This window comes from Paraburkholderia sp. CNPSo 3272 (assembly GCF_024206495.1).
In the GTDB taxonomy this organism is placed as follows: Bacteria; Pseudomonadota; Gammaproteobacteria; order Burkholderiales; family Burkholderiaceae; genus Paraburkholderia.
Genome location: NZ_JAMBPQ010000017.1, coordinates 97,699 through 117,152, shown reverse-complemented (window position 1 = coordinate 117,152; position 19,454 = coordinate 97,699). Strand labels below are relative to the sequence as shown.

Here is a 19,454-nt window from a genome sequence, read left to right as displayed (position 1 = left end):
TTTTTTAACTAATTCGTATTACTGATGTTATTCCGAGGCGGATTGTCACTCATGCAAATCGGTGTCTGCTACTACCCCGAACAATGGCCGCAAACGATGTGGGCCGACGACGCGCGCCGCATGGCCGAACTCGGCATTACGCACGTGCGCATTGGCGAATTCGCCTGGAGCCGCATGGAGCCGCGCGCGGGGATGTATGAATGGGCATGGCTCGACGACGCGATCGAAACGCTCGCGGTCCGCGGCCTGAAAGTCGTGCTCGGCACGCCCACGGCCTCGCCGCCAAAGTGGCTCGTCGACGCGACGCCCGACATTCTCCCCGTGCGCGCCGACGGCACGCCCTGGAACTACGGCTCGCGCCGCCACTACGACATTGCGAGCGAGGCCTATCGCGCGCATTGCGTGCGGATTACGGAGGCGATGGCGCAGCGCTACGGCGCGCATCCGGCTGTGGTCGCATGGCAGACCGACAACGAACTCGGCTGCCACGACACCGTGCCGAGCTGGTCAAGCGCCGCGCAGCGCCGCTTCCAGACGTGGCTCGCGAAGCGCTACGACACGATCGAGGCGCTCAACGAGGCATGGGGCAACGTGTTCTGGAGCATGGAGTACCCATCGTTTGAGGCGGTGGGGTTGCCCGTGCGCACGCCGACCGACGCCAATCCGGCGCATCACCTGGACTTTCGGCGCTACATGTCGGACGAAGTCGCGAGCTTTCATCGCGAGCAGGCGGACGTACTGCGCCGCCATGCGCCGAACGCCGACGTGCTGCACAACTTCATGGGCTTCTTCACGACCTTCGACCACTACCGGTTCGCAGCGGACAAGGCCATCGACGTGGCGACCTGGGACAGCTATCCGATCGCGCGCACCGAAGTGATCGGCTTGCCCGAAGCGCAAAAGGCTCGCTACGCACGCACCGCGCACCCGGACGTCTCGTCGTTCGACCACGACCGGTACCGCACGATCGGCGGCGGACGCTTCTGGGTGATGGAGCAGCAGGCCGGGCCGGTGAACTGGGCGCCGTGGAACCCGGCGCCCGCGCCGGGCATGGTCCGCCTGTGGGCCTATGAAGCGTTCGCGCACGGCGCTGAACTCGTCTCGTACTTCCGCTGGCGGCAGTGCCCGTATGCACAGGAGCAGATGCATTCGGGCCTCAATCTGCCGAATAACGAGCTGTCTCCGGGCGGCCGCGAGGTGGAGCAGGCCGCGCGCGAGATCGCGGCGAGCGATGTGCTGCGCACGCTCGCGCCGGCGGGGCGTGCCGAGGTGGCGCTCGTATTCGACTACGAAACGCAGTGGATGTTCGAGATCCAGCGCCACGGCGCGAGCTTCGACTATCAGACACTCGCGTTTGACTACTACAGCGCGCTGCGCGAGCTTGGCCTCGATGTCGAAATCGTCTCGCGGCACGCGGATCTTTCGGCGTACCGGCTCGTGGTCGTGCCGTCGCTGGCCGTGATCGACGACGCCTTCGTCGATCAGATCGAGCGCAGCGACGGCCTGTGGGTGTTCGGGCCGCGCAGCGGCTCGAAGACCGCGCACTTCGCCATACCCGGCGACCTGCCGCCCGGCGCGTTGCAGCGCGTGCTGCCGTTGCAGGTGCTCGAGGCCGAATCGCTGCGGCCCACGCTCGCGCCGGCGGTCACGATCTCCGGCGTGCAGGGCGAGGCATTGCATTGGCGCGATCACGTGCGCGCCAACGGCGCCACGCGCGTTCACGCGCAATTCGAAGACGGCTGGCCTGCGTTGCTCTCACATGGCAGCGTGCGTTACGCCGCTGCGTGGTTTTCGCGCGAGCTGCATCTCGCCATGCTCGACGAAGCCGCGCGCGGCGCGGGCCTCGCAACGCAGCGCTTGCCCGAAGGCTTGCGCGTGAGCCGACGCGGTGGAATGTGCTTCGCCTTCAACTTTGGCGAGCAACGTGTGCAGGCGCCGGCCCCCGCCGGGGCGCAGTTCGTGTTGGGCGCGCGCGAGCTTGCGAGAGGCGACGTGTGCGCGTGGCGCGAAACTCGCTGAGCTGAGCCGCAGCTAGCCCGAGCAAGTGTTCCGCGTCGCGCTACGCGCGCGCCGCGGAACACTTGCGTGCATCAGAACAGATGCCGGATGCCGATGCTCGCGCCCACGGTCGAGCCGGAGACTTCGAAGAGCGCGTTGTTGATCGACAAGCCCGTATCCATGCGCCCATGGTTGTTCACGTAGCCGACCTGGCCATAGAGCGTCGTGCGCTTGGAGAGGAAGAACTGCAGGCCGCTCGACGCCAGCAGCGAGTGGTTGCTGCCGTCGTTGCCGTCCCGCGTGTACCAGACGCCCGCGTCGACGTCGAGGTAGGGCGTGATCATATAGCTGAGGCCGCCGGAGTAGACGCTGTTGTCGAACGACTGCGCAACCTTGTAAAGCGCATACGAAGCGGAGACCGTGAGCGAGTTCGGGAAGCGGTAGCTCGCGCCGATCGTGCGGCCCACGAACTCGACGGTGCTCGGCACCGGCGTGGCGGCTGCGCTGCCTCCGGCGTTGCCGCTATACAACGCGCCCGTGATCGTGAAGCCTGCGATGTGGTAGCGCAGGCTCGCCGAATACTGGCGTCCCGCCTGGAAGTTGCCCGCTGCGCCGCCCATGGCGAACATGCCCATCGCCTGGATGCCGGCGATTTCCGGCGACGTGTACGTAATCGCGTTGCTGTTGAAGAGGCCGGTCACATAGACGTTGTTCACGTAGCTCACGAGACCGCTGCCGAAGTACGACATGCCGCGCGGATCCGTCTGGTAGAGCGACAGGAAGAACGGTGAGTACTGCAGACCAGCCTTCACCGTACCGTAGGGGCTTTCCATGCCGACCCACGCCTGGCGCCCGAAGAAGTTGCCGTTGGAATTGCCGAACTGGCCGTTCGCGATGCTGATGCCGCTCTCGAGCGCGAATACCGCTCGCATCCCGCCGCCCAGGTCCTCGGCGCCGCGCATGCCGAAGTTCGAGCCGGACATGCCGCTGTCCGTGAAGGAGAACTGGTGACCGGCGTTCTGGCCCGTCCGCGTGTTCAGCGTATGGCTCGTGTAGAGGATCGACCCGTCGACGATGCCGTACAGGGTGACGCTGCTCTGTGCGCTTGCGACACCCGCTGTGCCCATCAGACCGGCCGCCGCCAGGCAGCGGACCAGCCATTTCATGCCGAGATTGTCGCGTTGTAACATTTCGTCATCCTTAATGTTATTTATGGATTGAGATTGATGTGACAGGGTGTTGCGCACGCTTCGGGCCATGCTCCAGGCAAAGCCGCCGATAAAGTTTCGGGCAAAAGGGGGCCGGGGTTCCTCGCGGAACCGCACGAAACGGAATGCTGGGAGTGCTGCTCGGGGTCCTACGCGGAGTACTGCGCGTACTCCTGTGGTCTGGCGCAGCGGCCGGGGTCCTCTCGCGTGCGCAGGAGCGGCGTGGACGAGCGCGTGGTCATCGTGGGCCTGCGGCTAGGCATGAGCCGGATTGAATGCGCGTTCACCGATCGCTTCTCCCCTGACGAGAGGTGTGCAACGTTGACGGAATGCTACGTTCGATGGGGGCTATTTTTGTACGACCGTGCGGAATCTGTCACCCTGGGAGAAACGATCACATTCGCGCATCAGTTTGTTGCATCCGGCGCATGATTCGGCGCGCGAGCGCCTCACTCATCCCGCTGGATTCTCCTCATCCTGCGCCGGCGGCGCGCTCCCCGCAGGCGCGCCCAGAATGCTGACCTGGAACACCGGCGTGCCCGCGAGCGATTCGAGGCCCGGGTCTTCGGGGTAGGCGAGCAGCAAGGGCAAGACGACCGAGCCGCCAATCACGGCGCGCCGGCTGTTGTCGGCGGGGCGCAGGCCCCACACGTCCTGATAAACGAGCGGCACCGTCTTGCCGTCGCGCTCCGTGTTGCCGAGGTAGAGCATCACGTGACCGCCTATATAGATGAGCGTGCGCATGGGCGCGCCGTGCTGCACGAGCCAGTCGAGGCGTTGCCCGGGCGTGGACGCCGAAAGATCGGTCATCGCCCCGGCGTTCATTTGCGTGGACGAATGGCGCGGCAGCCACACGCCGAACGCCGCGAAAATGCTCTGCAGTTCGGCCGAGCAGTCGTTGTCGAAGTTCGTGTTGCCCCAGCCGTAGGGGCGGCCGATCAGCGCCTTCATCAACTGCGCGAGATGGCGCGGCGTGGCCGCGAGCGGCGCGGGCACGATGGCGTTCGTATCGAGCGCCGCCGTGCGGATCGCCGCGCGGCCGTCCACGTCGCGGGCGGGCACGAGCACTACGCCCGGCTTTGCGCCCGAAGCGGGCCGCACCGGCAGCAGCGTGCCGGCGGGCGCGTCGAAGCGGAACACGCCGCCGTCGTCGCGCAGCGCGGCGCAAGCCACGACCACGACGCCGAGCGAGTGGTGCGCCGCCGCTCGCCACGTCGAAACGAAGGTTTCATCGACGCTCGCCACGCCGTCGCTGCGCACCCAGCCCTGCACGTCCGGCGTCTGCACGTAGCGCCAGGCGCCGTCGCCGCTCGTGCCGAGCACGTAGAGCGGCGTACCCGGCCGCACGGCGCTCACCTGCAGGTTGTCGAAGGGATAGCCTTCGCCTGCTATGCGATGTGAATAGAACGACGGGTCGATGGTGGGCAGCTCGCGCACGTACAGCGCCGTCGTGGCGATGGCGCGACGCGTGGCGTCGAAGCCGCCGGACTGTTCGAACTGGTTGACGTTGGCGTTGCGCTCGATGGCGTCGATCCACGCCTTCGTGTGCGGCCGGAAATTCATGCCGTAGCCAATGCGGCCTGGCGCCTTGCCGGTGTTGTCGAACTCGGCCAGGCGGCGCGTTTGCAGCGCGGCAATATCGCTGCCGCCGTCGCGATACACGCGCTGCTCGACAAACGCACGATTCCACGGCGAGGGATCGTTCGGACCTGCACCGAAATAGCGCGTGACGAGCGCATCGAATTGCGCGCGCTGGACGTCGGGCGAAAGGAAGGGCTTGTCGTAATCGGCGCTGGCCGGATCTATCCAGTGATCGACGTTCTGCTCGTAGTGCGCGATCGGGAAGAGCGTGACCGTGTCGGGCGGGAGTGCTTGCCCGGCCTGATTCTGCGAGGCCGGGCCGGTCGCGCATCCCGGCAGCACGCACGCGGCGGCTAGCGTCAGGGCGAGGAAGCGGGCGCGCGGAGCCCGGACGAAAGCGGAAAGGCGAAACGAAGAATCGAGGGCGGAGCGCATGGGCGAGCGGGCGGTTCGACAACGCGTGGATGATACAGGACGCGCCGGGCCCGCCGCCCTCGCCGATGCCCGAAAATCAAACGATCACTGCTCGATCTGCCGGTTCCAGCGCGAGTCCCACTGCGCGCGGTGCTCGTTGATCACGTCCCAGTCCACCACCGTCACCTTCTTCACGAGCTGGTCGAGATTGCCCAGGCTCTTTTGCATGTCGGCCGGCATGGTAGCGTTCTGGTTGGTCGGAATCTGCTTGCCGGCGACGGCCGCCTTGCTTTGCGCGGGCGCTGAAAGCAGGAACTGCGCGAGCTTTTGCGCGAGCTGCGGGTCGGGATTGTTCTTCACCACGCACAGGTCCACGAGCAGCAGCACGGCGCCTTCCTTCGGGTTGGCATAGGCCACGGGCAAGCCCTTGTCCTTCAGGTCGCCCACTGCCGTGGGCGTGAGTGGGAAGATGCCGGCTTCACCGGTCTGGATCATCTCCGAGAGCTTGGCCGAGTTGGGAATATATTCGACGACGTTCGGCCCCACCGTGCTCGCCCACTTGGTGAAACCCGGCTCGACGTTGTTCTCGCTGCCGCCCATCAGGCGGTTGATGGCGAGAAAGCCGTGCAGCCCGAAGGTGCTGCTCGAAGCCGACTGGAACACCACCTTGCCCTTGTATTTCGGATTGGCGAAATCGAGCCACGAAGTGGGCGGCGCCCAGCCTCTATCCGCGAACACCTTCGTGTTGTAGCCAATGCCGGTCATGCCGAGCTGCACGCCCGCGCCCATGTCGCCTTTCATGCGCGCAAACGGATACAGTTCCTTGAGCACCGGCGCATCGTCGAGCTTCTCGCACACGCCCATGCTCACGGCGCGCGCCATTACGCCGTCGTCGAGAAAGGCGACATGCATCTGCGGGCTGTTGCGGTTGGCGAGGAGCTTCGCGAGCACGTCGGAGGACGTGCCCGGCACGACCACCACCTTCACGTTGTTGGCCTTCTCGAAGTCGGGCAGGACCTGGCTCGTGTAGGCCTTCTCCATCGGGCCGCCGTTCATGCCGATGTAGATCGTCTTCGTTTGCGACCAGGCGCCTTGCGAGATGCCCAAGGCGACGAGTGCGGCTAGCGAGGCCAGGGTGCGTGTTAGTTTCATCGTGTGGACTCCTTATTTGATTGGGAGAGCGGCATGAACGGAAGACTGCGTGAAGCGGCCGATTGCGAACGCTTCGATGGGCGTGCTCGTCGCGCCTTCTGTGACGAGTTCGGCGAGGACTTCGCCCACGCCCGGCGCCAGCAGGAAGCCGCCGCCGGAAAAGCCGAAAGCGTGCAGGAGGCGCGGCGTGGTGTTGCTCAAACCGATGATCGGGTTGCTGTCCGGCGTCTCGCCCTCCACGCCGCTCCACGTGCGGATCAGCAGTGCGTCGCGCAGGCCGGGAACCAGCGCGCAGGCGTCGCGCATGACGGCGCGTGTGGTGGCGGTGGAAGGCTGTGCATACTCGCCGTCGCCATGCCCGCGACCGCCGCCGATCACGCAGTTGCCGCGCTCCACCTGGCGCGCGTAGACGCCGCCGCCGTACACGCCCAGGTTGTGCTGGATAAAGCGCGGCAGCGGCTCGGTCACCCACATGTTCGGGTAGATCGGCTTCATCGGCACGGTTTCGCCAAACGCGCCCGCCACCGTATTGGCCCAGGCGCCCGCCGAGTTGATCAGCCAGTCCGCGCTGACGCGCTCGTTGCCCGCTCGCATCTGGAAACGCTGGCCGTCGAAGCTCAGGTCGTCCAGCGCGGTCTGCTCCTGCACGTGCGCGCCCGCGCGCCGCGCCGCCGCCGCGAAGCCGGGCGAGACGAGACGCGGATTCGCCTGGCCGTCGCTCGCGCAGAGCGCCCCGCCAATGGCGGCCTTGCCGAGCCACGGGTAGCGGCGCCGAAACGCTTCGCCGCTCATGACGAGCGACTCCACGCCGAAATTACGCGCCATGGCGGACCATGCGTGGAGCGCCTCGAGATCGCTGTCGCGGCGCGCGAGGCGCAAGTGCCCCGACACGACGAATTCGCCGTCGCTGCCGATCAGTTCGGGCAAGCGGCTCCATACGCGCCGCGCGCGCACCGCAAGCGGCAGTTGCTCGGCGCTGCGGCCGTGGGTGCGCACGCCGCCGTAGTTCACGCCGCTCGCTTGCGCGCCGCAAAAGCGCCGCTCGAACAAGCCGACGCTCACACCCTTGCGGGCGAGCGCGAGCGCCGCCGATGCGCCAACGAGCCCGCCGCCCGCAATCACGACCTGGAAGTGGCGCGTGTCACTCATCGTGGGCTTCCTCTTCGATGACCTGCACGCCGTCGTCGAACAGCATCGGCGAAATGGGAACCGGCTTGATGGGCGCCTGGCTGCGCAAGCGGCCCACCTCGTGCAGCGGCTTGCCGGTCTCGGCACTGAGCAGCGCCATCGCGGATTCGCCGCACATGCGCCCCTGGCAGCGCCCCATGCCGATGCGCGTGAGCGCCTTCAGGCGGTTGACTTCGCTGGCGAAACCGTTGCGGATGCAGCTACGCAGCGTGCCCGCATCGACTTCCTCGCAGCGGCAGATGGTCAGATCGTCGGGCCAGCTGGCGGCGCAGTTGTCCGGCGGGGCGAACGCCTGCTCGATGCCCACACGAAAGCGCGTAATGCGTTCGAGGCGCTTCTCGATCGTTGCCGCGTCGGGCAAATGGGCATCGTGCTGTGGCGCTTCGATGCCGATGTCTTCGAGCACCGCGAGTGCGGCGCGGCGGCCCGCGAGTTCCGCGGCATCGGCGCCTGCGATACCCGCGCCGTCGCCGGCCAGATAGACGCCCGGCACGGAGCTGCGGCCCGCCGCATCGCGTTCGGGCAGCCAGCAGCGGTTGAGGGTGTCGAAGGCGAAGCGGCAGCCCGCGAGGTCCGCGAGCTGGGTTTCGGGCCGCAAGCCGTAGCCGAAGCCGACCGCATCGCACGCAATGGCGTGCTCCTTGCCGTCGGCCGCGCGCCAGCGGACATATTGCACCGCCGCCTCGCCTTCGATGGCCTCTAGCGAGACGCCATGCTCCATGCGCACGCCATGCGCCTTGAGCCACGCGACGTAATAAACGCCCTTGGCGAAGGTGCCCGGCTGGTTGAGCAGCTTCGGCGCGGCGGCGGCCTGGCGCGCGAACGGGCTCGTGTCGAGCACGGCGGCCACGTGCGCGCCCGCTCTCGCATACTGATACGCGACGAGGTAGAGCAGCGGCCCGGTGCCGGCGAACACGGTGCGCTGGCCAATTGCGCAGCCCTGGGCCTTCAGCGCGACTTGCGCGCCGCCGAGTGTATAGGCGCCTGGCAGCGTCCAGCCGGGCAGCGGCACGATGCGGTCGGTGGCGCCGCTCGCGATGATCAGATGCGACCACGGCACGCCCGCTTCGCGGCCCTCGCTCAAGGTGTCGAGCCGGCCCGGCTCGCACGACCAGGCCAGCGTGTCGGGCCGATAGTCAATTCTCGGCAGCAGTTCGGCCATGGCGCGATGGATGGCATCGGCTTTCTTCGCCTCGAAGCCGTAGAGCGCGGCTTTCGTGCGCGCGAAACCTGCACCGACCGCGGGCTGGCGATAGATCTGGCCGCCCCAGCGCGCGTTTTCGTCGATCACGGTGGGTCGCAGTCCCGCGGCCACGAGCGTTTGCGCGGTGCGAATGCCGGCCGGTCCCGCGCCCACGATGACGATGCAATCGGGCCTGGCCGCGCTCATCGCACACCTGCGTCATAAGTTTCGGTATCCGAAACGGTTCGCGTCAGCACACGCATGCCTTCGCGCAGCGGCGTGGAGCAGGCGCGCAGGCGCGTGCCGTCTTCGTTGCGCACCCAGCAGTCCTGGCAGGCGCCGATCAGGCAGAAGCCCGCGCGCGGTTCCGTGCTGAACTCGCTGTGGCGCACGTGCCGCTGATGCGTGAGGATCGCGGTGAGCAGTGTATCGCCCGCGAGCGCCTTGACTTCGACGCCGTCCAACACGAAGGAAATACTCGCGCGCGCGGTCTCGGCAACGCGGACGAACTGGGCAAGGGGAAGCGGCGTGACGGTGCTCATGGAAGGTCGGTGGCGCGGCAGCAGGAATCGAAAGAGGCGGGCGGCGGTCAGTGCTGCCCGATCAGAATGCGGTTGAGCCCGTACACGCGGTCGAGCAGGAACATCGCGCCCGCCGTGATGAAAATGACGAGCGCGGAAACGGACGCCATCATCGGGTCGATCGACTCGGTCGCGTACATATACATGCGCACGGGCAGCGTGACGGTTTGCGGCGAGGTCACGAAGATCGACATCGTCAGTTCATCGAAGCTGTTGATGAACGCGAGCAGCCAGCCGCCCGTGATGCCGGGCACGATCATTGGCAGCGTGACGCGGCGGAAGGTCGTCCAGGCGTTCGCGCCGAGCGACGCGGCCGCATGCTCGATGCTGCGGTCGAGGCCGCTCACTGAAGCGAGCACGAGCCGCATGACGAACGGCGTGATGATGATCATGTGCGCGAGGATCAGCCACGCGAACGAGCCGGTCGCGCCGATCAGCGCGAAGAAGCGCAGCAGCGCAATGCCCAGCACGAGCCCCGGTATCACGAGCGGCGAAAGCAGCAGCGCGTTGAGAAAGCCGCGGCCCGGAAAGCGCGCACGGCCGATAGCGAGTCCCGCGGGCAACGCGATGACGAGCGAGAGCGTGGCCGAGGCGAACGCAACCTTGAGGCTGTTGAAGAACGCGGTGATGAAGTCGGGGTAGTCGAGAATCGCGCGGAACCAGCGCAGCGAGAGGCCGTGCGTGGGGAGCGTCAAGGTTTCGTCGGGTGTGAAGGCCACGAGAATGACGATGACGAGCGGCGCCAGCACGAAAAGAATGACGAAGCTGTGGAACGTGAGGGCGAGCGGTCCGTTTTTGCGCATGATGTTGTGTCCCAGGGCCTTAGCCCATGCTGCGCGCGTAGCGCCGTTCGAGCACCCGGTAGTAGGTGAGCATCACCACGAGATTGGCGACGAGCAGCAGCACGGCGATGGTCGCGCCGAGCGGCCAGTTCATCGAGCTGAGGAACTGGTCGTACACGGCGGTGGCCGCCACCTTCAGGCGCCGGCCGCCCAGCAGGCCCGGAATCGCAAAGGCGCTCGCCGACAGGCCGAACACCATGAGGCTGCCCGAGAGAATGCCCGGCATGAGTTGCGGCAGCACGATGCGGCGCATGGTGGTGAACGGCGAGGCCATGAGCGAAAGCGCCGCGTTCCCGGTTTGCGGATCGAGCCTTTGCAGCGCGGTCCACACCGGAATCACCATGAACGGCAGCATCACGTGCACGAGCGCGATGACGATCGCGAAGGTCGTGTATTCGAGCTTGTAGGGCCCCGCGCCGAACAGGCCAAAGAACTGGTTCACGAGACCGTTCATGTTGAGCAGCATGCTCCAGCCGAACGCGCGCACCACCACGGAAACCAGCAGCGGCGCGAGGATCGCGAGCAGGAAGAGCGAACGCCACGGGTCGCGCATGCGCGAGAGGATGTACGCCTCGGGCGTGCCGATTACGACGCATAGCAGCGTGGTGAGCGCGGCAATGCCAAAGGTGCGCAGGAAGATCGTGTGAAAGTACGACGAGCCCAGCACTTCTATGTAGTTGTGCAGATCGAATGCGGCGATGGGGCCGCTCATCGGATCGAAGCGATAGAACGTGAGCGCGAAGGTCATGGCGAGCGGCACGAGCACGAGCGCGGCGAACAGCAGCAGCGCGGGCGCGCTCATGAGCCAGAGCGGCACGTAAGCCTGCCAGCCGGCGCGCACCGTGGCGTGGGGGGCAGGCTGCGAAGCGCGGAGCGTGCTAGACACGGGCGCCCTCCTGGTGAATGAAGCGGATCGCGTCGCTATGCCAGTCGATGCCCACCTGGTCGCCTTCGGCAAGCGGCTCGTTGCCCTCGTTCTGGCAGCACACGAGCATTTCGCCCGCGCGGCTGTCGAGCCGGTAGAGCCACTGGCTGCCGAGGAAGAAGCGGCTCGTCACGCGTCCGGCGAGTCGGCCCGAGCCGGTTGCGCACAGCTTGAGCTTTTCGGGGCGGATGCACAGCGTGATTGCGTCGCCCACCCCCACCGCGCGGCCGCGCTCGGGGAGTTGCGCCGTCGAGCCCGTTTCCGCGAGATCGTTGCCGAGATCCACGCGGATCGTGTCGCCCTCGCGCGCCACGATGCGGCCCGCGAGCATGTTGGCCTTGCCGATGAACTGCGAGACGAAGTCGTTCTCGGGCCGCTCATACGCGCGATAAGGCGTATCGACCTGGGTGATGCGGCCGCTTTCCATCACGACCACGCGGTCGCTGATCGAGAGCGCTTCTGACTGATCGTGCGTGACCATCAGCGTGGTCGTGCCGATCTTGCGCTGAATGGCGCGCAACTCGAACTGCATGTCTTCGCGCAGCTTGGCGTCGAGATTGGACATCGGCTCGTCGAGCAGCAGCACGGGCGGCGCAATCACAATGGCGCGTGCGATCGCCACGCGCTGGCGCTGGCCGCCCGAAAGCTCGCGCGGAAAGCGCTGCGCGTAGGCATCGAGGCGCACGAGCGAGAGCGCCTCGCGAATGCGATCCCGGCGCTCGGTTTTGTCCACGCCGCGCATTTCGAGGCCGAAGCTCACGTTCTGCTCCACGCTCATGTGCGGAAAGAGCGCATAGCTCTGGAACACGATGCCGAGGCCGCGCCTGTTTGGCGGCATGTGCGTGATGTCGCGCCCGTCGAGCGTGATGCGCCCGCGCGTGGTTTCCACGAAGCCGGCGATCATCTGCAGGGTTGTGGTTTTCCCGCAGCCCGAGGGGCCGAGCAGTGAGACGAACTCGCCTTTTTCCACCGATAAACTGACGCCGGCGACCGCCTGCAGGTCGCCGAACGATTTCGATACATCGGTCAGGGTGAGGAACGACATGGGGTGGCCTTCCAGTGCTTGGGTTGCGCCGGCAACCGCTGAGCGAATCGCGGTGCAGGGCGTTGAACCGACTGTAGCTAGCCAATTTTTTGGTCGTCAATTTAAAATTCCATCGGGCGATAGGAATCTGCTTTATATTCCGTTTGATGGAATGGGTTCGCGGCTGGCTTGTCGATTGTTTCACTCGGCGAACTTCGGGGAATCCCTGAATGAGCTGGCTGCAGGCACAAAGACATCCAGCGGCCCCACCCTTGGGGCAGCGCGTGCATTCAACCGCGCTCTCAGTGATATTCCGCTGAATGGAATTAATCGAGGTCGATATGACGTCTGTGGAAGAGAAAAGCGGAACGCCCGCCGACGACGCACGCGGCGCGGGTGTCCTGCAGCGCGCATTCGCGGTGATCCGCGCACTTGGGGCGAGTCAGGAGGAAGGCAGCCGCGTGACCGCGCTCGCCCGGGCGGTGGGCTTGACCCAGGCTACCGTGCATCGGCTGCTGCAGGGGCTGATCGCCGAAGGCGTGGTCGAGCAGGACGAAGGCACGAGGCGCTATCGGCTCAGCGTGGATTTTTTTGCGCTCGCGGCGCAGGCGGGCAATCCGAGCGGCATGCGCACGCTATGCCGGCCCGCATTGCTGCGCCTGTGCGCAAGCCTGGGCGACACCATTTTCCTGCTCGTGAAGAGCAGCTTCGACGCGGTTTGCCTCGACATGTGCGAAGGTCCGTTTCCGATCCGCTCGTTCACGGGCGATATCGGCGGGCGGGTGGCGCTCGGCGTGGGCCAAGGCAGTCTCGCCATCCTCGCGTTCCAGCCCGAGGCCGAGCGCGAAGAAATCATTCGTTTCAACGTGCCGCGCCTGCGCAGCTACGGCGTGCTGGACGAAGTGTACTTGCGCACCGAGATCGAGCGCGTGCGCAAGCTCGGCTACGCGGGGCGCAATACCGGCGTGCTCGAGGGCATGGCAGGCGTGGCCGTGCCGATTCTCGACCAGAACGGCTGCGCCGTGGGCGCACTGAGCGTAGGCACGCTGGCTGCTCGCCTCACCGAAGACCGGTTGCCGACGATCGTCGAACTGCTCAAGCGGCAGGCTGAAATCATCGGGCCGCAAACGAACCCGTTCGACGTTGCGGTGCGCCGTCCCATGCATGGGCTCACTCGGGCGATGACGACGCAACCATTGGCTTGAGCGATGACGGGCGGGGATTGATCCGGTCGAATGGAATCCTAACTAAATTTCCTGATCGCGAATCGTTCTCGTTAAGTGATCGATGTTCAGGCGTTCAGCAGATGCGCGCATTGCTGCATTGCGAAATCGAGCAGTATGGTCGGACGAAAATTGACCAGGGCATAACCTATCCGCATGCGTCTTGGTTTTGGCGTAAACGGGCAGGGGGCTGTTCGTAGACTGAAGTCCATGTACGAAACGGCAGCCCGCCGCCATGGAACTTTGCAATCCATTGCAGCGCGAGCAGGTGCCCCCGGAAACGAAAACAGAAGCGCCGAAGCGCCAGCTTGCATGTAGTCTTGCGAGACCCCGGAGGGACAAAACCATGCCGTGTGCACTGTCACATCGAGTACTTGCCGTTGCCACGGCGACGAGAAGTCATTGAGGAGCATGGGTGCTGGGGGAGGTGGAGCGCATGTGTGATCCCGCGGCGCTTGCAGTAAGAATATACCGGTGATCGATGACGACCATAAACGACCGGACGTTGCCCGTTCTCGAGGCACCGGCTGCTTCTGCTACGCCGGTGCCGGTACGCGCGGCGCCTTCGATCTTTCATGAGCGCTGGTGGCTCGACATCGCCACGCAAGGCGACTGGAAACTTGCGATGGTGAAGCAGAACGACGAGGTCATCGGCGAGATGCCGTACGCGATGCAGCGCACGCGACTGTGGCGTGTCTCGCACCTGCCGCCGCTCACGCGCACGCTCGGGCCGGTCATCAAGTCCGTGACGGGCAGCGAGGCCCGCCAACTGCATCATGAACTCGATGTCACCGGAAAGCTGATCGAGCAGTTGCCCGAGTGCGACAGCTTTTTCCAGGTGCTCGACCCGCGCATCGACGACGCGCTTGCGTTCGCACTGCACGGCTTTACGGTGACCGCGCGCTACACGTTCCGCATCGATCGGAACACGACGGCCGACGAAGCATGGAAGCGCCTGAACAGCAAGACGCGCAACGTGATCCGCAGCGCCTCCCGTGAATTGACCATTGTGCCGGACATTACGCCGGACGAGTTCATCGCGTTCTACGAAGCGAATCTCGCGGCGCGTTCGCGTACCAACGCGTATGGGGATGCGGTCATGCGCGACCTCGTCAACGCCTTCGTCGAGCGCAATGCGGGGATGCTGCTCGGCGCCTATGGGCAAGGCGGTAAGCTCGTGGCGGCGGTCGGCCTCGTCTGGGACCATCAGGCCATGTATTACCTGCTTTCGTCGCGGGCGCAGGACGCGCACAGCGGCTCGATCAGCCTGTTGCTGTGGAACGGCATCGGCCGCGCGCTGGAGCGCAAGCTTATCTTCGACTTCGACGGCTTTTCGAGCCCGTCGACATTCAGCTTTCTCAACGGATTCGGCGCGACGCTAACACAGCGGCTAGGCGTCGAGCGCCACGGCACGGTTTATTTGCTGATGCGTACGCTCAAGCGCAAGTTCGCGCCCGGGCGCGTGTTTGCCCCCCATCTCTGAGCGTTTGAACGGCGGGGCGTCGTGCGCGAACTATATCGCGCGCTAAACGAGTTCGTGCCGCGCGGGGTCGCTTGCGCGGCGGGTCGTGACCTCGGCAAGCTCCAGCGCGCTCGATGCGAAGAGCAAGGGCGTCCAGCGCCGGATCGTGCTTTGCGCGCCGGCGGCGAAGCGTTCGCGCAGCGCGGGCTCGCCGCCCAACTCGCCGATACGCTGCGCAAGCGTCGAGACGTCGCGCGGTTCGACCACGAAACCGTTCACGCCGTCTATCACCACTTCGCCAGCCACGCCGCAGGTGCGCGTGACGATGGCCGGGCACCCGGCCGCGAATGCTTCGTTCACGCACAGGCCCCATTGATCGAATTCGCTCGCGAGTACGACGAATTCAGCGAGCGCGTAGAGATTCGGCATTTCCTGGTTGGCGAGCGAGTTGAGTATCGTCACATGCGGCGTGAGGCCGAGCGACCCGATGCGCGCGCGCAGCTGGGCTTCGAGCGGACCCTGACCCACCAGCACGAGGCCGATATTTTCGTTGTACACGCCGGATTTGCGGTAGGCGTCGATCAGCACGTCGACGTTCTTGCGCGCGACGAAGCGGCTCACGCACAACACGTAGCGCTGCGGCAGGCCGAAGCGCGATCGCACGGCCTCGGGGTTATCGCTCGCGGCCTGCGCCAGATCCGAGAAATAGTCGACGTCGATCACATCGAAACCGATGCGGGATCGCTCCTTCGGTATGCCAAGCGATTGCGCGTATCGGCGATGCTTCTCGCCCGCGACGAGCGCGCCGTCGAAGCGGCTCACGATGAACCGCTTGAGCCGCTCCTTGGTGCGCTGGCGCAGTCCGTCGTCGGCCTTCGAGTCCGACATGTAGATGAGCTTGAAGCGTCGCGTGAGATGTCTGAGGAAGCAGAGCACCGCCGAATAGCCGGTGTTGTAGCCGAGCGTGATGACCACGTCGGGCTCGAAGTTGCGCACCTTCGCAATCAGGCGCGCGGTGTCGCGCGCGCCGAGGCCGTCGCTGTCGGCGCCGTTCTCGACCAGCGTTTCCGCCATGCGCGGCCGGTTCGCGAAGAATGCCGCGCGGCGTTCCTGGGGGAAGCCGTAGACGCCCGAGCGCGCGAAGACCTCGAGCAGCGCCACCTGATGGCCGCGACTGGAGGCCGCGCTGACGAGAGCCTCGTAGCGAGGGACGTGATAGTCGCCCAGGTTGCCGATGACGAAGAGGATGCGCATGGACAATGACGGCTCACGGTGGCGCTTGGTTGGGCAGGCAGCGCACCGCGGGTGCCTGGCCTGCATGAAATCCCGGACAGTCGTCCTGACCTGCCGGGCAGCGTTGGCCGCGCCACACCGCTCGCACATTCGCGGCGGGGACCCGCAGTCGCCGTTTGCTGCATCGTAACCCGATTAGGAGACGTTTTTACGCGATGTCGGCGATCAGCGAAAACTTGTCCGATATGGCGGAGTCGATGCAAAGCAGATGAAACCTGCTCGTCAATTCGCCTGAGGAATGCGCAAGGGGCAGGCACTTAATGACACATGATATGCACCCCCCGATCGATTAATACGATTTCCAGTGACGAAGGGGCGCACTTTGCCTCGCTTGTAATCGATTGTCGTCACAACGGACATCAATTGGCGCAGTGCGATGAAAACTGTCATATCAATGCGCCACACTGGAGGTTTGGCATGTTTCAATACGTCGGAAGAAGGGAAAGCGCTTAAGGTCAGCATCAGATTTTCGGCTTAATATCTCAGGGTTCACCCGTGGCGCTTAGTCCTTCAATTTGATAACAAACATGCAAACCGGAATGCAGATCGAATGCTTTACGTAATGCGTTTGGAGGGAATTGCGCGGTGCTGGACGCCGACCGTGCAAGCACGAGGCGCACGCGATCGCTAACCGGGTTTCATCCTACTGTGCGGACAATCGAGGAATATGAAAACGCTGTTTCTGCAGGCCCCGTCGTATGACGGCTTCGACGGTGGCGCGGGCTCGCGCTACCAGGCAAAGCGCGAGATCCGCTCGTTCTGGTATCCCACCTGGCTCGCGCAGCCCGCGGCCCTCGTGCCCGACAGCCGCGTGCTCGACGCGCCGGCCGACGGTCTGGGCGTGGAAGAGACGTTGAAGATTGCAGCCGCATACGACCTCGTCATCATCCACACGAGCACGCCGTCGTTCCCCACCGACGCGCTCTTTTGCGAAGACCTCAAGAAGCGCAAGCCGTCGATCGTCATCGGTCTGGTGGGCGCGAAGGTGCAGGTCGATCCGCACAATTCGCTGACCGCGAGCGAGGCGATCGATTTCGTCTGCCGCGAGGAATTCGACTTCACCTGCAAGGAAATCGCCGAAGGCATGCCGCTGGCCGAGGTCAAGGGCATCTCCTGGCGCGCGAAGGACGGCTCGATCGAGCACAACCCGGGGCGTCCGGTGCTGGAAGACATGGACTCGCTGCCGTTCGTCGCGCCGATCTACAAGCGCGACCTGAAGATCGAGAATTACTTCATCGGCTACCTGAACTACCCGTATGTATCGATCTACACGGGCCGGGGCTGCAAGTCGCGCTGCACGTTCTGCCTGTGGCCGCAGACCGTGAGCGGCCACGTCTACCGCACGCGCTCGGTCGAGAACGTCCTCGAGGAGGCGAAGTGGATCCGCGAGAACATGCCTGAAGTCAAGGAGCTCATGTTCGACGACGACACCTTCACCGACGACCTGCCGCGCGCCGAAGCGATCGCCATCGGTCTGGGCAAGCTCGGCATGACGTGGTCGTGCAACGCGAAGGCGAACGTGCCGTACAAGACGCTCAAGGTGATGAAGGAAAACGGCCTGCGCCTGCTGCTCGTGGGCTTCGAATCGGGCGACGACCAGATTCTCGTGAACATCAAGAAGGGCGTGCGTACGGACTTCGCGCGCCGCTTCAGCGCCGACTGCAAGAAGCTCGGCATCAAGGTTCACGGCACCTTCATCCTGGGGCTGCCGGGCGAGACGCAGGACACGATCAAGAAGACGATCGAGTACGCGAAGGAAATCAATCCGCATACGATTCAGGTGTCGCTGGCCGCGCCCTATCCGGGCACGACGCTCTACAAGCAGGCCGTGGAAAACGGCTGGATGGAAGAGAACAAGACCATCAACCTGGTGAGCAAGGAAGGCGTGCAACTGGCGGCGATCGGCTATGCGCATCTGTCGCGCGACGAGATCTATCACCACCTCGAACAGTTTTACCGGCAGTTCTATTTCCGGCCGTCGAAGATCTGGGAGATCGTGCGCGAGATGCTCACGAGCTGGGACATGATGAAGCGGCGTCTGCGCGAAGGCGTGGAGTTCTTCCGCTTCCTGCGCGCGCACGAGGCATGATGGACCGCTCGCATGCGACGGGGCGAACGGGCGCCATCGTTGCGATGGCCGTGACGGTGCTTGCGGTCGCTTCCGCGGCAATCGAAGTCATGCGTGCTGAATTGCCCGGCTTCTCGCATCTGCTCTTCGATTCGCTCGCGGTGCTGAGCGGCGTTTGCGCCGTGCTCGGCATTGTCTATACCTGCACGGCGAGCGCGCTGGTCGGCCGTTTCTTCGCGCGCGAGGTGGCGACGCCGCAGCACTTTCCGGCCATCACGCTCGCCAAGCCGCTGCACGGCGACGAATGGCACCTCGAGGAGCACCTCGCCAGCTTTTTCGAGCAGGACTATCCTGGACAAGTCCAGTATCTGTTCGGCGTGCACGATGCTCGTGATGAAGCGCTCAACGCCATCGAGCGGCTACGCGAGCGTTATCCCGATGCACACATCACGGTCGTCGCCGATGCGCGGCTATACGGTCCCAACCGCAAGATCGCGAATCTCGTGAACATGCTCGAAAAGGCCGAGCACGACGTGCTGTGCTTTGCCGATAGCGACGTGCTCGTCGACAAAAACTATCTGCGCCAGGTGGTCGGGGCGCTGCAGCAACCGGGCATCGGCCTCGTGACCGCGGTTTATCGGGGCCTGTGCGCGCCGGGATTCTGGCCGCGCGTGGCGTCTGCCTTGACGAACTATCATTTCCTGCCCGGCGTCGTCACGGGGCTCGCGATCGGGCGCGCGCGGCCGTGCTTTGGCCAGTCCATCGCCATGACACGCGAAATGCTCGATCGCATTGGGGGTCTGGCGCAATTCGCGCATCACCTCGCCGAAGACCATGCGATCGGTGAGGCCGTGCGCCGCGCCGGTGCGGAGGTTTCCGTTCCGCCCATTCTCGTGCGGCACGCGTGCGTGGAGAATACGTTCGCCCAACTCTTTGCGCACGAATTGCGCTGGAGCCGCACCGTCCGCGCGGCGGACCGCTCCGGACATCTGGGCGCCGTGCTGATGCATCCGTTCGCGCTCGCCATGCTTGCCGTGGCGTTGTCCGGCGGCGCAGCGCCTGCGTGGATACTGGCCGCCGTGGCGCTGTGCGCGCGCGCGTGGCTGATGTGGAGGACCGATCGCGCGACGGGCGACAAGTCCAGCGGACTGTTATGCTTACCCCTTTGGGAAATGGTCCAGTTCGCGATCTATGTCGCGAGCTTTTGTTCGTCTGGCGTCGTTTGGCGCGGCACGCGCTTTCGCGTCGACAGGAATGGCATGCTGTCGCCAGTCCACGAGACCTGAGCGTCACAGTAGATGGGGGGGCACAA

General features: G+C 65.1%; 16 protein-coding genes. 5 read left to right on the top strand and 11 right to left on the bottom strand.

Features of this window, described 5'->3' with window-relative positions; translation table 11 throughout:
• Window positions 1-51: 51 nt before the first annotated feature.
• The gene (locus M3I53_RS21350; RefSeq protein ID WP_254317833.1) at window positions 52-2,019 is read left to right on the top strand and encodes a beta-galactosidase; all 1,968 of its coding nucleotides are present in this window, start codon (window positions 52-54) and stop codon (window positions 2,017-2,019) included.
• 71 nt (window positions 2,020-2,090) lie between these two features.
• Here M3I53_RS21350 and M3I53_RS21345 read toward each other — a convergent pair whose 3' ends face one another.
• The 9 genes from M3I53_RS21345 to M3I53_RS21305 form a co-directional block, all read right to left on the bottom strand.
• Entirely contained in the window at window positions 2,091-3,164 is a 1,074-nt protein-coding gene (locus M3I53_RS21345; RefSeq protein WP_254317864.1) for a porin, read from the bottom strand.
• Window positions 3,165-3,659: 495 nt separating this feature from the next.
• A complete protein-coding gene (locus M3I53_RS21340) occupies window positions 3,660-5,222 on the bottom strand; it encodes an SH3 domain-containing C40 family peptidase (protein WP_254317832.1) in 1,563 nt (520 codons plus the stop codon).
• An 84-nt stretch (window positions 5,223-5,306) separates the two neighbouring features.
• Entirely contained in the window at window positions 5,307-6,353 is a 1,047-nt protein-coding gene (locus tag M3I53_RS21335) for an ABC transporter substrate-binding protein (protein WP_254317831.1), read from the bottom strand.
• A gap of 12 nt (window positions 6,354-6,365) precedes the next feature.
• Window positions 6,366-7,502 (bottom strand): FAD-binding oxidoreductase, encoded by a 1,137-nt coding sequence (locus tag M3I53_RS21330; protein WP_254317830.1) that lies wholly within the window; start codon window positions 7,500-7,502, stop codon window positions 6,366-6,368.
• Entirely contained in the window at window positions 7,495-8,931 is a 1,437-nt protein-coding gene (locus M3I53_RS21325; RefSeq protein ID WP_254317829.1) for an NAD(P)/FAD-dependent oxidoreductase, read from the bottom strand. The genes M3I53_RS21330 and M3I53_RS21325 overlap by 8 nt, the downstream gene beginning before the upstream one ends.
• Complete coding sequence (locus M3I53_RS21320) at window positions 8,928-9,266, bottom strand: (2Fe-2S)-binding protein (RefSeq protein ID WP_254317828.1); 339 nt, start codon at window positions 9,264-9,266, stop codon at window positions 8,928-8,930. The genes M3I53_RS21325 and M3I53_RS21320 overlap by 4 nt, the downstream gene beginning before the upstream one ends.
• Before the next feature lie 47 nt (window positions 9,267-9,313).
• Window positions 9,314-10,108 carry an ABC transporter permease gene (locus M3I53_RS21315; protein ID WP_254317827.1) on the bottom strand — a complete coding sequence of 265 codons (795 nt, stop codon included), beginning with the start codon at window positions 10,106-10,108 and terminating at the stop codon, window positions 9,314-9,316.
• A gap of 19 nt (window positions 10,109-10,127) precedes the next feature.
• Entirely contained in the window at window positions 10,128-11,033 is a 906-nt protein-coding gene (locus M3I53_RS21310) for an ABC transporter permease (RefSeq protein ID WP_254317826.1), read from the bottom strand.
• Window positions 11,026-12,117 carry an ABC transporter ATP-binding protein gene (locus M3I53_RS21305; protein ID WP_254317825.1) on the bottom strand — a complete coding sequence of 364 codons (1,092 nt, stop codon included), beginning with the start codon at window positions 12,115-12,117 and terminating at the stop codon, window positions 11,026-11,028. Before M3I53_RS21305 ends, M3I53_RS21310 begins: the two co-directional genes overlap by 8 nt.
• 320 nt (window positions 12,118-12,437) lie before the next feature.
• Here M3I53_RS21305 and M3I53_RS21300 point away from each other — a divergent pair, with 320 nt between their 5' ends.
• Both M3I53_RS21300 and M3I53_RS21295 read left to right on the top strand, forming a co-directional pair.
• Window positions 12,438-13,301 carry an IclR family transcriptional regulator gene (locus M3I53_RS21300; RefSeq protein WP_254317824.1) on the top strand — a complete coding sequence of 288 codons (864 nt, stop codon included), beginning with the start codon at window positions 12,438-12,440 and terminating at the stop codon, window positions 13,299-13,301.
• Between the two features lie 499 nt (window positions 13,302-13,800).
• Window positions 13,801-14,802: a GNAT family N-acetyltransferase gene (locus M3I53_RS21295; protein ID WP_254317823.1), complete on the top strand. Its 1,002-nt coding sequence runs from the start codon at window positions 13,801-13,803 to the stop codon at window positions 14,800-14,802.
• 42 nt (window positions 14,803-14,844) lie between these two features.
• Here M3I53_RS21295 and M3I53_RS21290 read toward each other — a convergent pair whose 3' ends face one another.
• Both M3I53_RS21290 and M3I53_RS21285 read right to left on the bottom strand, forming a co-directional pair.
• Window positions 14,845-16,035, bottom strand: coding sequence for a glycosyltransferase family 4 protein (locus tag M3I53_RS21290; protein WP_254317863.1), 1,191 nt, complete (start codon window positions 16,033-16,035; stop codon window positions 14,845-14,847).
• Window positions 16,036-16,296: 261 nt separating this feature from the next.
• Window positions 16,297-16,536, bottom strand: coding sequence for a hypothetical protein (locus M3I53_RS21285; protein ID WP_254317822.1), 240 nt, complete (start codon window positions 16,534-16,536; stop codon window positions 16,297-16,299).
• 205 nt (window positions 16,537-16,741) lie between these two features.
• Between M3I53_RS21285 and hpnJ the strand changes: the two genes are divergently transcribed.
• Together hpnJ and hpnI are read left to right on the top strand one after the other, a co-directional pair.
• Window positions 16,742-18,163: a hopanoid biosynthesis associated radical SAM protein HpnJ gene (gene hpnJ, locus M3I53_RS21280; RefSeq protein WP_133190451.1), complete on the top strand. Its 1,422-nt coding sequence runs from the start codon at window positions 16,742-16,744 to the stop codon at window positions 18,161-18,163.
• Complete coding sequence (gene hpnI / locus M3I53_RS21275) at window positions 18,163-19,428, top strand: bacteriohopanetetrol glucosamine biosynthesis glycosyltransferase HpnI (RefSeq protein WP_375542563.1); 1,266 nt, start codon at window positions 18,163-18,165, stop codon at window positions 19,426-19,428. Before hpnJ ends, hpnI begins: the two co-directional genes overlap by 1 nt.
• The last annotated feature ends 26 nt before the right edge of the window (window positions 19,429-19,454 follow it).

Bases quoted from the DNA above. Each gene is read 5' to 3' on its own strand.
- M3I53_RS21350 (WP_254317833.1), top strand. From the start codon at position 52: ATGCAAATCGGTGTCTGCTACTACCCCGAACAATGGCCGCAAACGATG.
- M3I53_RS21345 (WP_254317864.1), bottom strand. From the start codon at position 3,164: ATGAAATGGCTGGTCCGCTGCCTGGCGGCGGCCGGTCTGATGGGCACA.
- M3I53_RS21340 (WP_254317832.1), bottom strand. From the start codon at position 5,222: ATGCGCTCCGCCCTCGATTCTTCGTTTCGCCTTTCCGCTTTCGTCCGG.
- M3I53_RS21335 (WP_254317831.1), bottom strand. From the start codon at position 6,353: ATGAAACTAACACGCACCCTGGCCTCGCTAGCCGCACTCGTCGCCTTG.
- M3I53_RS21330 (WP_254317830.1), bottom strand. From the start codon at position 7,502: ATGAGTGACACGCGCCACTTCCAGGTCGTGATTGCGGGCGGCGGGCTC.
- M3I53_RS21325 (WP_254317829.1), bottom strand. From the start codon at position 8,931: ATGAGCGCGGCCAGGCCCGATTGCATCGTCATCGTGGGCGCGGGACCG.
- M3I53_RS21320 (WP_254317828.1), bottom strand. From the start codon at position 9,266: ATGAGCACCGTCACGCCGCTTCCCCTTGCCCAGTTCGTCCGCGTTGCC.
- M3I53_RS21315 (WP_254317827.1), bottom strand. From the start codon at position 10,108: ATGCGCAAAAACGGACCGCTCGCCCTCACGTTCCACAGCTTCGTCATT.
- M3I53_RS21305 (WP_254317825.1), bottom strand. From the start codon at position 12,117: ATGTCGTTCCTCACCCTGACCGATGTATCGAAATCGTTCGGCGACCTG.
- M3I53_RS21300 (WP_254317824.1), top strand. From the start codon at position 12,438: ATGACGTCTGTGGAAGAGAAAAGCGGAACGCCCGCCGACGACGCACGC.
- M3I53_RS21295 (WP_254317823.1), top strand. From the start codon at position 13,801: ATGACGACCATAAACGACCGGACGTTGCCCGTTCTCGAGGCACCGGCT.
- M3I53_RS21290 (WP_254317863.1), bottom strand. From the start codon at position 16,035: ATGCGCATCCTCTTCGTCATCGGCAACCTGGGCGACTATCACGTCCCT.
- M3I53_RS21285 (WP_254317822.1), bottom strand. From the start codon at position 16,536: ATGCTGACCTTAAGCGCTTTCCCTTCTTCCGACGTATTGAAACATGCC.
- hpnJ (WP_133190451.1), top strand. From the start codon at position 16,742: ATGAAAACGCTGTTTCTGCAGGCCCCGTCGTATGACGGCTTCGACGGT.
- hpnI (WP_375542563.1), top strand. From the start codon at position 18,163: ATGGACCGCTCGCATGCGACGGGGCGAACGGGCGCCATCGTTGCGATG.